Here is an 11,992-nt window from a genome sequence, read left to right on the forward strand (position 1 = left end):
ATCAGGACCCGTCGCGCACCGCGACCTGGTCCACGAACGCCCGGACGCGAGCGCGGAACGCCGGGTCCGCCGCCGGGCCCTGCACCGGCACGACGTGCAGCCGCCGGTCACCACGGCGGAGGGCAGGTCCGACGAACACCCCCTCGGTGACGTCCGCGGCGGTGGCTGCCCAGAGGGTCGAACGAGCGCCGTCCGCAGCGGTCCGGGCCAAGCTGCGTGCGACCATGCCGCCGAGGCGCTGCGTCAGGGTCTCCGCCTGGTCGTTCATCCCCGTCGCCGCGATGCCGGGGTGCGCGATCACCGACCGGATGTCCGAACCGGCAGCACGGAGTCGTTCACCGAGGTCGACGCTCAGCGCTGCGGCCGCGGTCTTGGAGTCGGTGTACACACCGAACTGCGAGTAGTCGTCCGGACCGTCGACCCCGCCCGGACCAGGCACGCGGCGGGTGCGCTGCGACAGGTTCGAGCCGACGAGCACGACGCGGGGCGACGGCCCGCCGAGCAGCGGGAGCATCGCCTCGGCGAGCACGGCCGGCCCGACGACGTTCGTCGCCCAGGTGCGCTCGATTCCTTCGTCGGTGCGCCCGAAGGTGCCGATCGTCGCACCGGCGTTGTTGACGAGGGCGTCCACGGCGATGCCGTCCTCGGCGAGGTGGCGGGCGAACGCCGTGACGGACGCGACGGACGCGGTGTCGACGAGCCGCGCCTCCAGGTCGAGACCCACGGGGAGGACGCGAGCCGCCTTGTCGAGGTCACGCACGCCGGCGACGACGCGGGCGCCGGCCGAGGCGAGGGTCGTGGCGACGACGAGGCCGAGCCCACCGGTCGCGCCGGTGACCACCACGGTCCTGCCGTGCTGGTCGGGCATCGCCGCCGGTTCCCACTCGAAGCTGTCCATCGTCGTCTCCTGCTCGTTCGGCGCACCCAATCGGATGATCCATCCGGAACGCTAGCACAACCGGATAGAGTGTCCACATGACGATCGCGATGGCCCGACCCGAGGCGCTGCGCTCCGATGCCCAGCGCAACCGGACGGCACTGCTCGACGTCGCCCGCACCTTCGTCGACCGGGGCGAACCGGCCCTGCTCAACGCCGTCGCGCACGAGGCCGGAGTGGGGGTCGGGACCGCCTACCGGCACTTCCCGAGCCAGCAGCACCTGCTCGAAGCGCTCGCGATCGACGCGCTCGAGGACATGCTCGACCAGGTCCGCGACGCCGTCGTGCTGCCGGACGCAGCCGATGCGCTCCGCGGGGTCGTCACAGCCGCGTTCCGGAGCATGGTGGACGACGCAGCCCTCGGTGACCTGCTGACCAACGGCGGGTTCTCCTGTGCGGACACCGCTGCCCTCGCCGGCGACCTGGTGGTGTCCGTCGACGCGCTGCTCGCGAGGGGACGCACCGAGGGGATCGTCCGGACCGACGTCGACGCCGACGACCTCCGCCGGCTGCTGTGCGGGCTGCGCGAGGCGGCCGTCGCCGGCGGCACCCGGGTCAGCGATCCGGAGCGCTACGTCGAGATCCTGCTCGCCGGGCTCCGTCCGACGAGCTGACCGACGCCCTGATCGCGGCGAGGCCGACGAGCGCCCCGAACCCGCAGACGGCCACCGCCGCCACCGCGACCGCGATGTAGGCCGCTTCGGTCGAGGACCCCCGGTAGGGCATGTCGTCGAGCCATCCCAGTCCGGCGATCACGATCACCAGGCCGATCGCGACGCTGCCGGCCACCACCAGCACCGCATCACGGGCGGCCCGGAGCACGGTACGCGAGCGGGGTTCCACGGGTTCATCCTGCCGGGCGGCGACGGGCACTGTCAGGATGGGCGCATGAGCGTCATGGTCTCCGTGTTCGATGCGCACCGCAGCCGTACGAGCGAGAAGTACACCGCGTACCCGCCGGACGTCCTGCCGATGTTCGTCGCCGAGATGGACTCGATGCTCGCAGAACCGGTGCGTGAGGCCCTCGTCGCCGCGGTCACCAACGGTGACACCGGGTACGTCGGCCACGGTCGTGCCCTGCCCGAGGCGTTCGCGGACTTCGCCGAGAGCCGGTGGGCCTGGCGCGTCGACCCCGACTTCGTCCGCACCACCACCGACGTGTCGGTTGCTGCGGTGGAGATGCTCCGCCGGATCATCGAGCCGGGCGACCAGGTCGTCATCATGCCGCCCGTGTACCCGCCGTTCTGGGAGTACGTGTCCGAGGCCGGCGGTACCGTGACCGAGGTCCCGTTGCTCGCACCCGACGGCCCCGCGGACCCGTTCGACACCACGGCCGGCTGGCGGATGGACCTGGACGGCCTCGCGCAGGCGTTCGCCGACGGCGCGCGTACCGTGCTGCTCTGCAACCCGCACAACCCCCTCGGCCTGGTGCACGACCGCTCGTCGCTCGTCGCACTCGCGAAGCTCGCCGCCGAGTGGGACGCCGTGGTCGTCTCGGACGAGATCCACGCGCCGCTCGTGCACGCCGACGCGGTCTTCACGCCGTTCCTGGAGTCCTGCCCCGAGGCCGCCGCGCTCGGGGTCTCGTTGACGAGCGCGAGCAAGGCCTGGAACCTCGCGGGCACGAAGTGCGCGTTGATCGTCGGCGCCTCGGAGCGGGCCCGTGCGTGGTTCGACGCCCTGCCGACCGAGGTCGTCGAGCGCACCGGGATCCTCGGGTACACCGCGAGCGTCGCCGCGTTCAGCGAAGGCGGACCGTGGCTCGCGTCCCTGCTCACCGAACTCGCCGCGAACCGCCGCACCCTGGCCGAGCGGATCGGTGACGTCCTGCCCGGGGCGGAGTACCGGCAGCCGCAGGCGTCCTACCTGGCGTGGCTGGACCTGCGCGCCCTGCCGTGGGGCGACGACCCCGCGGCGCTGCTGGTCGACGAGGCGAAGGTGGCGCTCGCCTCCGGACCGGCGTTCGGACGCCAGGGTCAGGGCTTCGCGCGGCTGAACTTCGGGTGCTCGGCCGAGACCCTCGATGACGGCCTCAGCCGCCTGCACACCGCGTTCCGGCAGCGTGCAGACGGCTGATCGTCGGACCTACTCGAACACCTGCCACGCCGGCTTGTTCGCGTACGTGTAGCGGTAGTAGTCGGCGAGCTGCAGGCCGGCCGCGGCTTCCTCGTCGACGACGACCGTCGCGTGCTCGTGCAGTTGCAGCGCAGAACCGGGGACGAACGAGCTGAGCGGTCCCTCGACCGCGGCGGCGACCGCGTCGGCCTTGGCGGAGCCCTGCGCGACGAGGACGAGCTGCTGGGCGTCGAGGATGGTGCCGAGCCCCTGCGTCATGCAGTGCGTCGGGACCTGCTCGGGCGAGTCGAAGAACCGCGCGTTGGCGTCACGGGTCGACGGCGCCAGGGTCTTGATCCGGGTGCGCGAGGCGAACGAGGACGTCGGCTCGTTGAACCCGATGTGCCCGTTCGCGCCGATCCCCAGGATCTGCACGTCGATCCCGCCGGCGGCACGGATCGCGGCGTCGTACTCCTTCGCCGCGAACTCGAGGTCGTCGGCACGACCGTCGGGCACCCGCACCCGCGAGGGGTCGAACCCGAGCGGCGCCACGACGTCGCGCGCGATGACGCTGGCGTACGACTCCGGGTGCTCGAGCGGGATGCCGACGTACTCGTCGAGGGCGAACCCACGAGCCTCGGCGAACGAGATCTCGCCCGCACCGACCCGACGCTGCAGGTCGGTGTAGATGCCCTGCGGGCTGGATCCGGTGGCGAGACCGATGACGGCGGACGGCTTCTTGGCGACGACGGACGCGATCTTGGCCGCGGCGACGCGACCGACCTCAGCCGGCGTGGGCAGGATGATGATCTCCACACGCCCATGCTACTGGTCATGACCAGTCTCCGACAGGGCGGGATCGGTAGCGTGGGGACATGCCCACCCCCGACTTCGTCCTGTCCCTCCGCTCGAGGATCGGCACCGATCCGCTGTGGCTGACGGGCGTCACCGCCGTGGTCACGCGGGGCTCCGGTGCCGACCAGGAGCTCCTCGTGGTCCGTCGTGCGGACAACGGTGCCTTCACCCCGGTGACCGGCATCGTCGACCCGGGCGAGGAACCCGCCGTCGCTGCCGAGCGCGAGGTCCTGGAAGAGGCCGACGTCGTCGCCGTGGCCGAACGGCTGGCGTGGGTGCAGGTGCTGCCGGAGATGACGTACCCGAACGGCGACCAGGCGCAGTACCTCGACCTGGTGTTCGCCTGCCGGTACGTCTCGGGCACGCCGAACCCCGCCGACGGCGAGAACACCGAGGCGTTCTGGGCCCGGCTCGACGACCTGCCCGACATGCCCGCGAACATGCGGGCCCGCGTTGCGGCCGCCCTGTCCGACGAGCGCGAGGCGCGCTTCCAGCGCTGACCCAACCGGCCTGGAGGCGCGGGGCGGCCCCGCCCCGCGTCTCCAGTCCGCCCGTGGTCGCGCCCACCCCGCGAAAGCGACAGTGTGCCGCCGACCTTCCGCGGGAAACTGTCGCTTTCGCGGAGGGAACGGGCCCGGCCCGGCGAGGACTGTCGCTTTCGTCGAACGAGCAGTCGCGGTCAGGTGAGCGGGGCCACCGCCACGGGGGCGCCGAGCAGGCGGACGGCGACGGACTCGCCGGCGGCGCGACGGTCGCCGACCTCGTGCTGCACGGTCACGACGGTGTCGTCGTCGAGCCGGACCGTGGTGCGGCGGATCGAGCCGAGGAAGCTCGACGACACGACGGTGCCGGTGATGCCCTCCGGGGCGAAGGCGACGTCCTCCGGTCGGACGTAGGCGAGCACCGGGCCGTCGGCGACCGAGGCGTCGAGCGCGGGCACGCGGAACCCGTACACGAACACGTCGCCGCCGCGCAGGTCGCCCTGCAGCCGGTTGGACTGGCCGACGAAGTCCGCCGTGAACGCCGACGACGGGGAGCGGTAGAGCTCCTCCGGCGTGCCGATCTGCTCGATGTCGCCGGCGTTCATCACGGCGATGCGGTCGGAGACGGCGAGCGCCTCTTCCTGGTCGTGGGTGACGAACACCGTGGTGATGCCGAGGTCGCTCTGGATGCGGCGGATCTCCTCACGGAGCGAGACGCGCACCTTGGCGTCGAGGGCGGACAGCGGCTCGTCGAGCAGGAGGACGCGGGGCCGCGTGACCAGGGCGCGGGCGAGAGCGACGCGCTGCTGCTGGCCACCCGACAGTTGGTGCGGGTAGCGCTCAGCGAACTCGCCCAGGTGCACCATGTCGAGTGCCTCGACGACGCGGCTCCTGCGCTCGGCGGCGGGGACACGGCGCATCTCGAGGCCGAACGCGACGTTCTGCCGCACCGTCATGTGCGGGAACAACGAGTACTGCTGGAACACCATCCCGATGTCGCGCTTGTTCACGGGGGTGGCGGCGACGTCCTGGCCGTCGATGCGGATGGCGCCGGCGTCGATGGCCTCGAGGCCGGCGAGCGCCCGGAGCGCCGTCGTCTTGCCGCAGCCCGACGGGCCGAGCAGGGACACGAACTCGCCCGGTTCGACGCGGAGCGACAGTCCGGCCAGGGCCCGGTGCGTGCCGTAGTGCTTCTCGACGGCCTCGAGCTCGACGACGGCGCCGGTGGAGGCGAGGGACGCCGGGGCTGCCGGTGCGGTGACGGTCATGCGGACTCCTTGACGCGGGTGGTGCGGACGGTGCGGGTACGGCCGGCACGACGGCCCGTCCCGATGCGGCCGATGACGACGAGCAGCACGAAGCCGAACAGGAGGGCCGCGACCGAGAAGATCGCGGCGACGTACGGGTCGGTCTGCTGCACGAGCACAAGCGCGGTCTGGAAGGTGGTGCGGGACAGGAACGCGGCGAGCGTGTACTCGCCGAGGACCACCGTGATGGTGAGGAAGCACGCGGCGGTGATGCCCCGGCGCAGGTTCGGCAGGAGCACCCGCCAGGTGACCGTCCACCACGAGGCGCCGAGCGACCGGGCGGCCTCGGACAGCACCGTCATGTCCGTCGCGGTGATGGCGGCGGCGATCGGGCGGAACGCGAACGGCAGCGTGACGATGCCGATCGCGAAGGCCAGGGTCCAGGCACCGGACCCGAAGACCCGCGAGACCACCTGGTACACGGGGATGAAGCCGACGACGAGCACCACCACGGGGACCGTGATCGGGACGATGCAGACGAACTCGAGCACGCGGCGGAGCCTCGGGTAGCGCAGCGCCGTGATGATCTGGGCGGGCAGCAGGACGAACAGCACGATGCCGACGGTGATGACCGCGATGAGCAGCGATGCCCCGAGGCCGTCGAACACCGGCTGGTAGGTGAACGCGTTGACCGGGTCGACGATGGCCGCCCAGTGCGCGAAGGTCAGACCGTCGTCGGTGCCCTGGCGGAAGGTGAACTGCACCAGCGCGGCCAGCGGGACGGCGAAGACGATCCCGACGACCGTGAGCACGGCCGTGGCGGTGCCCCGTGACGGGGCCGTGCCGAAGCGGCCGACGCGAGCCGCGCCTCCCGTCCGACCGGAGGCGACCGACGTCGGACGCGACGGCCCCACCGGCGTTGCTGCGCTCATCGCTGCCACCTTGCGGCCCGGCGCTGCAGCAACGAGTACGCGCCCATCACGACCGCCATCACGACGACCATGCCGAACGCGAGCACCCCGGCGACGTTCTGCAGACCGATGAGCGTTTCGCTGGTGAGCTGCGTGCGGATCGTGAGCGGCACGATGCCGCCCTGCGAGATGAGTGCCGCGGCGGTGGCGAACGACGAGAAGCCGTTCGCGAAGAGCAGGAGCAACGAGCCCCAGAACGCCGGTGCGAGCACGGGCAGGGCGATCCGGCGCCAGTACGTGGCGCGGGAGGCGCCGAGGGTGGCGGCGGCCTCGCCCCACTGCGTCTTCACGCCCTCGAGCGCGGGCATGAACGTGAGGACCATCAGCGGCACCTGGAAGTAGACGTAGGGGATGACGAGACCGGGCACCGTGTAGAGGAAGGCGCCGGTCGCGTTGCGGTCCACGTCGACGAGGGACACCAGCCACGTCGTGACGAGACCCTGCACGCCGATCGTGGCGATGAACGCGAACGCGAGCATGACGCCGCCGAACTGGGCGAGGACGCTCGCGGCCGAGTCGATCATCGACCGGACGAGCCCGTCGGGCCGCAGTGCCGACAGTGCCCAGCAGACGAGCGCTCCGATGACGGCGCCGATCACGGCGGACACGGCGGACAGGCCGAACGAGCCGCCGAAGGCCCGCAGGACGGAGGGCTCGGCGAACGCTGCGAGGTTCGCGAGGGTGAACGCGCCGTCGTCGGTGAAGAACCCGCTGCCGACCGCGATCACCGCGGGGACGGCGAGGAAGAGCAGGACGTACGCGGCGAACGGGGTGAGGCCGAACCAAGCCAGGCCGACGCGGCGCCGGACACGGGGTCCGGCGCCGCGTCGGACGGCATCGGCGGACGCTCGTGCGGACGGCGGGAGCACGGGGCTCGTCGCGCTCGTCGCGCTCGTCGCCGGTGCGCTCGCCGCGGGCGCGCCCGCCGATGCGGTGGTCATGCTGGTCAGGACCCCATGGTCGAGGACCACTTGGCGGACAGCACCTTCGCGGCGTCTGCCACCTGTGCGTCGGTCAGCTCGACGTAGTCCTTCGGCGCACCACCGGCGGCGTCGAGGGCGTCCTGGTCGACCTTGCCGGACTCCTCCAGGGCGGCGAGGGTCGACGGGAACGCACCGGCCTGCAGGTACAGGTTCTGCGCCTCGGGGCTGGCGATGTACTCCTGCCACAGGCGCGCTGCGGCGGGGTGCGGGGCGTCCTTGTTGATGGCCTGCGAGTAGTACGAACCGAGCGCCTGACCCTCGGGCACGACGGTCTTCCAGTTCTTGTTGCCGCTCGCACCCGCTGCGGGGCCCCACGCGAGGTTGTTGTACGACCACTGGATGACCACGGGGGTCTCACCCGAGGCGACCGTGGCCTGCGTGGGCAGCACGTTCTGGAAGTTGCCGGCCTGCTTGAGCTTGCCGAAGTAGTCGACGCCCTTGGTGATGTCGTCGGCCGAGCCGCCGTTCTCGAGCGCGGCCAGGTACACGGCCGATGCGGCCTGGTTCGCCTGCGTCGGGTCGCCCGCGATCGAGACCTTGCCCTTGTACTCGGAGCCGAGCAGGTCCGTCAGGTCCTTCGGGGCGTCCGTGATCTTCGACGAGTCGTAGCCGATCGACATCAGGCCCGTGTAGTCGCGGGTCCAGGCGCCGTCCTGCTCCTTGAGCGTGTCCGGGATGTCGCTCCAGTTCGCGACCTTGTAGTCCGTCAGCAGGTCGAGGTTCTCCTGCAGCACGGCGTTGCCGAGGTCGAGCACGTCGGGAGCGGTGGACTGCCCCTTCTGCGACTTCACCGCGGCGACCTCGTCGGCGCTGGAGCCGTTCGGGTTCGCGGAGTTGACCTTGATGTCGTACTTCTTCGTGAAACCGTCGATGATCTTGCCGTAGTTGGCCCACGACGGCGGCAGCGCGATGACGTTGAGCTGTCCCTCGGCCTTCGCAGCCTTCACGAGGGCGTCCATGCCACCGGAGGCCTCGGCGCTCGTGGCGGTCTTCCAGTTCGTGTCGTCCTTCGTCGTGCTGGCCGAGCTCGTGGCCGAGCATCCGGCGAGGGTGACGATCGCTGCGGCGGCGAGGGCGATGCCGGCGATGGTGCGCTTGTGCTGCACGGGAGGTGCCTTTCGGGTGGGTGCTGCGGGTGGGGCCGGGGGTTGTTCGGCCCGGGACGATCGTGGACGTGGCCGGTTTCCGGCCCGTGCTGCGGCGGTGAACGGTGGCGGAACAGCGGGTACGCCTGTACGGTTCTGCTGGTTTCCCACCTCGGACGCACGGTCGCGTCCACATCGCACTGGAGGCACGGATGCAGTTCACGACGACGGTCCTGCTGGCGAGGAAGACGGCGACAGGGCTCCCGGTCCCGTCCGCCGTGATCGACGCGTTGGGTGCGGGGAAGCGCCCGCCGGTGGTGGTCACGATCAACGGCGGCTACACCTACCGGTCCACCGTCGGGGTCATGGACGAGCAGTTCCTGGTGCCGCTGTCCGCGTCGCACCGCGAGGCCGCGGGCATCGCTGCCGGGGACACCGTCGAGGTCACGCTCGTCGTCGACACGCAGCCCCGGGTCATCGACCTGCCCGACGACCTGGCGGCGGCGCTGCAGGAGGCCGGGGTCCGTGCGGCCTTCGACACCCTTTCGAACTCGCGGCAGCGAGCGCTCGCCGACCCGGTGTCGCAGGCGAAGGCGCCGGAGACCCGAGCGCGGCGCATCGCGAAGGCCGTGGAGGCGCTGCAGGGCTGAGCGGCGCGGGGCGGCGCGGCGCGGGCGGCGTACCTGGTCGATTCGGGCGTACCTGGTCGAAAGTTCCTGGCAGGTATGCCCGAAACCATGAGGTATCGCGCGCGCTCTGGGAAAGAACGGGCGAGCTCAGGCGCCGAGTTCGACGAGCACCCGCGGGATCTCGGTCACGAGTTCGCTCGCCAGGTACCCGAGGGGCCCGACCTGCACCGCGAGCCGATCACCGGCAGCCGCGTGCACGTAGGACGCCCACGCCACCGCCTGTGCCGGTTCCGCGCCACGAGCGAGCAGGCCGGCGACCGCACCCGACAGGACGTCGCCGCTGCCGCTGGTGCCGAGTCCTCCGGAGCCGGTGCCCTTGATCCAGCTCCGCCCCTGGGGAGTCGCGATGGCGTCCCCCAGGGCCACGACCGCACCGAACCGCTGCGCGATCGCCATCGCGTCGGCCACGTCGTCGCCGCTGCCCTCCCGACCGAGGAGCCGTTCGGCTTCGCCGGAGTTGGGCGTCATCACCAGCCGACCCCGGAGCGGTTCCAGACGGTCCCGCACGTCGGCCGCCACCCCGAGGGCGAACGCATCGAGCACGACGGTGGTCTGTGGTCCGACGACGTCGGCGAGTCCGGCCACCAGGTCACGGGTGCCGTTCGGCTCGTCGAGTCCTGGGCCGACGAGCAGCGCGTCCGCGCTCGCAGCCGAGTCCGCGATCCCCTCGATCGCGCCCACGGCGACGTGACCGTCCGCGTCCTCGTCGAGCGGTTCGACGCCGGACTCGGGCACGGCGACCGCGACCTCGTTCGCGATGCTCCGTCCCACCGCGAGGGTGAGCCGCCCCGCTCCCACCCGGAGTGCAGCGAGCGCCGAGAGCATCGCGGCTCCGGGCGTCCGCGCTGCGCCGCCGACCACGAGCACCTGCCCGCGACCGTACTTGCCGGCGCCGGGCTCGGGGAGCGGCCAGTCCCGCAGGAAGTTCGGGGTGACGGTCTCAGCGGACATGCTCGTCGTCCTTCCGGCCGGTGTGTGCCGTGACCTCGTCGTCGTCGAGGTGCCCGACGGAGGAGAACTCCTCGAGCACCCACGGTGCGCCCGCACGCTCGCGCCGGAGTCGGGTGAGGGAGGCGTTCGCGACCGCGTGCGTCCGAGCGAACTCCATGAGCGCCGGCTCGTCGAGGTCGAGGCACACCGCCACGACCAGCATCACGACGGCATCGTGGGCCGCGACGACGAGCCGCTCGGTGCCCTCGATCCGTTCGACGTCGACGAGTGCCGATCGGAGCCGGAGCATCACGTCGGCCCAGGACTCGCCGCCCGCTGGCCGGTGGTAGTACTTGCCGAGCCACTGCCGGCGACGTTCCTCGTCGGGGTACCGGTTCCGCACACCCTGCAGGGTGAGCAGGTCGAGCACACCGAGCTCGCGGTCGCGGAGCCGCTCGTCCACCCGTTTCTCGGGCTCGGCCAGCCCGCCGGCCCCGAGCGCGATCTCGATGGTCTGCTTCGCACGCAGGTACGGCGAGACCCACAGCGCCACGGGGACGTCGTCGATGCCACGATCGGCGAGTTCCTGTCCGAGCGACCGCGACTGCGACTCGCCGAGCGGGCTCAGCGGGACGTCGGCGTCCCGGTACTCGACGTCGATGACGTCGTCGCCCGCTGCCTCTGCTCGGGCGGCGGCGACGTTCGCGAGCGATTCACCGTGGCGGACGAGCCAGATCTCCTGCACTGCCATGCCGCCACGCTAACCACGCCGCGCTGAGCCGGCTCACCGACGCCCACCGACTGCGGTGCGGCGGGCGCTCCGGACCGGGCGGATCGCACACGGCAACCCCGCGGCGCGGAACCGGAGCGCCAGCGCATCGAGGTCGAACAGGTCCCGCCACTCGAGCCGGATGATCGTCCGCACACCCGGCACCGTGAGCAGCCTGGCGTGGCGACGTTTCTCGTCCAGGAACACCTCGATCTGGCTGCGACCGCCGAGGTACCGGTCCTGCGTGTACTTCGCGCGTCCGTCGATCTCGACGACGACGCCTTCTGCGGGGAACCAGAAGTCGACGGCGGACCTGCGGCCATCGACGACGAACTCCTGCTGCAGCACGGGAGCGGGCAACCCGAGCTCGCGGAAGACCACGCGCGCGAGGGACTCCGCCGGCGACCCCGAACGTCCGTCGGCCAGGTCGAGGACCTGCGCGGCCCGGGCCCGCCCGCGAGCACTCGGGTGCACCGCTCGCCACAGCTCGTCGCGCTCGGTCCCGTTGCGCAGCGCAGCGTCTGCCACGACGACCCCAGTGCGCAGGTCCCCGCTCATCGCGATGTCGATCACCGTCCGCGGGACCGCGGTCACGGCGAGGTCGCCGACCCGGACCCGTTCAGCGCCGGACACCGGTCTCGTGTGCAGGACCAGCTCAGCGGTCCTGCCCCGGTACATCGACTCCGGCACGGTGGCGTGCACCGGGACGCTCCACCCGCCGAGCGCGGGCAGCCCGTGCACCGCGGCCGCTGAGTCGTGCGAGGCCGTCGCCCGCGGGCCGAGCCGGCCGAGCCGCGCGTACACGCGGGTGACGTACCGCTGCCGTGGCCCGGCCGCGTCCCACGCTGCGCCGTCGACGAACGCGTTCGGCCCTGCCCGGACGAGTCGGCCCGGACCCTGGAGTCGGGTCCGGCGGCGCAGGGTGGTGGCGTCGAGTCCGGCCTCACGCGTGGCCGAGGCTCGGAGGATGGGCAGCGGTTCGTTCATGG

General features: G+C 72.0%; 14 protein-coding genes. 4 read left to right on the forward strand and 10 right to left on the reverse strand.

The genetic code is table 11. The features are described from left to right. Position 1: 1 nt before the first annotated feature. A complete protein-coding gene (locus GVL05_RS00850) occupies positions 2 to 898 on the reverse strand; it encodes an SDR family NAD(P)-dependent oxidoreductase (RefSeq protein WP_159570435.1) in 897 nt (298 codons plus the stop codon). Between the two features lie 77 nt (positions 899 to 975). Here GVL05_RS00850 and GVL05_RS00855 point away from each other — a divergent pair, with 77 nt between their 5' ends. Continuing rightward, a complete protein-coding gene (locus tag GVL05_RS00855; RefSeq protein ID WP_123671477.1) occupies positions 976 to 1,551 on the forward strand; it encodes a TetR/AcrR family transcriptional regulator in 576 nt (191 codons plus the stop codon). Here GVL05_RS00855 and GVL05_RS00860 read toward each other — a convergent pair. Then, complete coding sequence (locus GVL05_RS00860) at positions 1,493 to 1,780, reverse strand: hypothetical protein (protein WP_123671476.1); 288 nt, start codon at positions 1,778 to 1,780, stop codon at positions 1,493 to 1,495. The genes GVL05_RS00855 and GVL05_RS00860 overlap by 59 nt on opposite strands. Before the next feature lie 45 nt (positions 1,781 to 1,825). Here GVL05_RS00860 and GVL05_RS00865 point away from each other — a divergent pair, with 45 nt between their 5' ends. After that, positions 1,826 to 3,013 carry a MalY/PatB family protein gene (locus tag GVL05_RS00865; protein WP_159570438.1) on the forward strand — a complete coding sequence of 396 codons (1,188 nt, stop codon included), beginning with the start codon at positions 1,826 to 1,828 and terminating at the stop codon, positions 3,011 to 3,013. Positions 3,014 to 3,022: 9 nt separating this feature from the next. Here GVL05_RS00865 and nagB read toward each other — a convergent pair whose 3' ends face one another. Then, positions 3,023 to 3,808: a glucosamine-6-phosphate deaminase gene (nagB, locus tag GVL05_RS00870; protein ID WP_111085323.1), complete on the reverse strand. Its 786-nt coding sequence runs from the start codon at positions 3,806 to 3,808 to the stop codon at positions 3,023 to 3,025. A gap of 59 nt (positions 3,809 to 3,867) precedes the next feature. On the opposite strand from nagB, the gene GVL05_RS00875 reads away from it, so the two are divergent. Then, positions 3,868 to 4,347 (forward strand): NUDIX domain-containing protein, encoded by a 480-nt coding sequence (locus GVL05_RS00875; RefSeq protein ID WP_123340944.1) that lies wholly within the window; start codon positions 3,868 to 3,870, stop codon positions 4,345 to 4,347. Between the two features lie 179 nt (positions 4,348 to 4,526). Here the strand turns inward: GVL05_RS00875 and GVL05_RS00880 are convergent, their stop codons facing one another. Genes GVL05_RS00880 through GVL05_RS00895 form a run of 4 tightly spaced genes read right to left on the reverse strand, consistent with a single transcriptional unit; the run spans position 4,527 to position 8,636 of the window. Then, positions 4,527 to 5,597, reverse strand: a complete 1,071-nt coding sequence (locus GVL05_RS00880; RefSeq protein WP_131921947.1) for an ABC transporter ATP-binding protein — start codon at positions 5,595 to 5,597, stop codon at positions 4,527 to 4,529. Beyond that, a complete protein-coding gene (locus tag GVL05_RS00885) occupies positions 5,594 to 6,508 on the reverse strand; it encodes an ABC transporter permease (RefSeq protein WP_159570441.1) in 915 nt (304 codons plus the stop codon). The genes GVL05_RS00880 and GVL05_RS00885 overlap by 4 nt, the downstream gene beginning before the upstream one ends. Further along, complete coding sequence (locus tag GVL05_RS00890) at positions 6,505 to 7,488, reverse strand: ABC transporter permease subunit (RefSeq protein WP_159570444.1); 984 nt, start codon at positions 7,486 to 7,488, stop codon at positions 6,505 to 6,507. Before GVL05_RS00890 ends, GVL05_RS00885 begins: the two co-directional genes overlap by 4 nt. 5 nt (positions 7,489 to 7,493) lie before the next feature. Continuing rightward, complete coding sequence (locus GVL05_RS00895; protein WP_123936902.1) at positions 7,494 to 8,636, reverse strand: ABC transporter substrate-binding protein; 1,143 nt, start codon at positions 8,634 to 8,636, stop codon at positions 7,494 to 7,496. 191 nt (positions 8,637 to 8,827) lie between these two features. Between GVL05_RS00895 and GVL05_RS00900 the strand changes: the two genes are divergently transcribed. Further along, complete coding sequence (locus GVL05_RS00900) at positions 8,828 to 9,265, forward strand: YdeI/OmpD-associated family protein (RefSeq protein WP_159570447.1); 438 nt, start codon at positions 8,828 to 8,830, stop codon at positions 9,263 to 9,265. 126 nt (positions 9,266 to 9,391) lie between these two features. Here GVL05_RS00900 and GVL05_RS00905 read toward each other — a convergent pair whose 3' ends face one another. The 3 genes from GVL05_RS00905 to GVL05_RS00915 are packed head-to-tail and all read right to left on the reverse strand — an operon-like array spanning position 9,392 to position 11,990. Further along, positions 9,392 to 10,255 (reverse strand): NAD(P)H-hydrate dehydratase, encoded by an 864-nt coding sequence (locus tag GVL05_RS00905; protein WP_133937279.1) that lies wholly within the window; start codon positions 10,253 to 10,255, stop codon positions 9,392 to 9,394. Continuing rightward, positions 10,245 to 10,985, reverse strand: coding sequence for a histidine phosphatase family protein (locus GVL05_RS00910; protein ID WP_159570450.1), 741 nt, complete (start codon positions 10,983 to 10,985; stop codon positions 10,245 to 10,247). The genes GVL05_RS00905 and GVL05_RS00910 overlap by 11 nt, the downstream gene beginning before the upstream one ends. A 33-nt stretch (positions 10,986 to 11,018) precedes the next feature. Then, positions 11,019 to 11,990 (reverse strand): hypothetical protein, encoded by a 972-nt coding sequence (locus tag GVL05_RS00915; RefSeq protein ID WP_159570453.1) that lies wholly within the window; start codon positions 11,988 to 11,990, stop codon positions 11,019 to 11,021. Positions 11,991 to 11,992 lie beyond the last annotated feature (2 nt).

Origin of the sequence: Curtobacterium sp. 18060 (assembly GCF_902706105.1) — a bacterium.
GTDB lineage: Bacteria > Actinomycetota > Actinomycetes > Actinomycetales > Microbacteriaceae > Curtobacterium.

Coding starts and splice junctions, on each gene's coding strand:
- GVL05_RS00850 (WP_159570435.1), bottom strand. CDS start 898: ATGGACAGCTTCGAGTGGGAACCGGCGGCGATGCCCGACCAGCACGGC.
- GVL05_RS00855 (WP_123671477.1), top strand. CDS start 976: ATGACGATCGCGATGGCCCGACCCGAGGCGCTGCGCTCCGATGCCCAG.
- GVL05_RS00865 (WP_159570438.1), top strand. CDS start 1,826: ATGAGCGTCATGGTCTCCGTGTTCGATGCGCACCGCAGCCGTACGAGC.
- GVL05_RS00875 (WP_123340944.1), top strand. CDS start 3,868: ATGCCCACCCCCGACTTCGTCCTGTCCCTCCGCTCGAGGATCGGCACC.
- GVL05_RS00880 (WP_131921947.1), bottom strand. CDS start 5,597: ATGACCGTCACCGCACCGGCAGCCCCGGCGTCCCTCGCCTCCACCGGC.
- GVL05_RS00885 (WP_159570441.1), bottom strand. CDS start 6,508: ATGAGCGCAGCAACGCCGGTGGGGCCGTCGCGTCCGACGTCGGTCGCC.
- GVL05_RS00890 (WP_159570444.1), bottom strand. CDS start 7,488: ATGACCACCGCATCGGCGGGCGCGCCCGCGGCGAGCGCACCGGCGACG.
- GVL05_RS00900 (WP_159570447.1), top strand. CDS start 8,828: ATGCAGTTCACGACGACGGTCCTGCTGGCGAGGAAGACGGCGACAGGG.
- GVL05_RS00905 (WP_133937279.1), bottom strand. CDS start 10,255: ATGTCCGCTGAGACCGTCACCCCGAACTTCCTGCGGGACTGGCCGCTC.
- GVL05_RS00910 (WP_159570450.1), bottom strand. CDS start 10,985: ATGGCAGTGCAGGAGATCTGGCTCGTCCGCCACGGTGAATCGCTCGCG.
- GVL05_RS00915 (WP_159570453.1), bottom strand. CDS start 11,990: ATGAACGAACCGCTGCCCATCCTCCGAGCCTCGGCCACGCGTGAGGCC.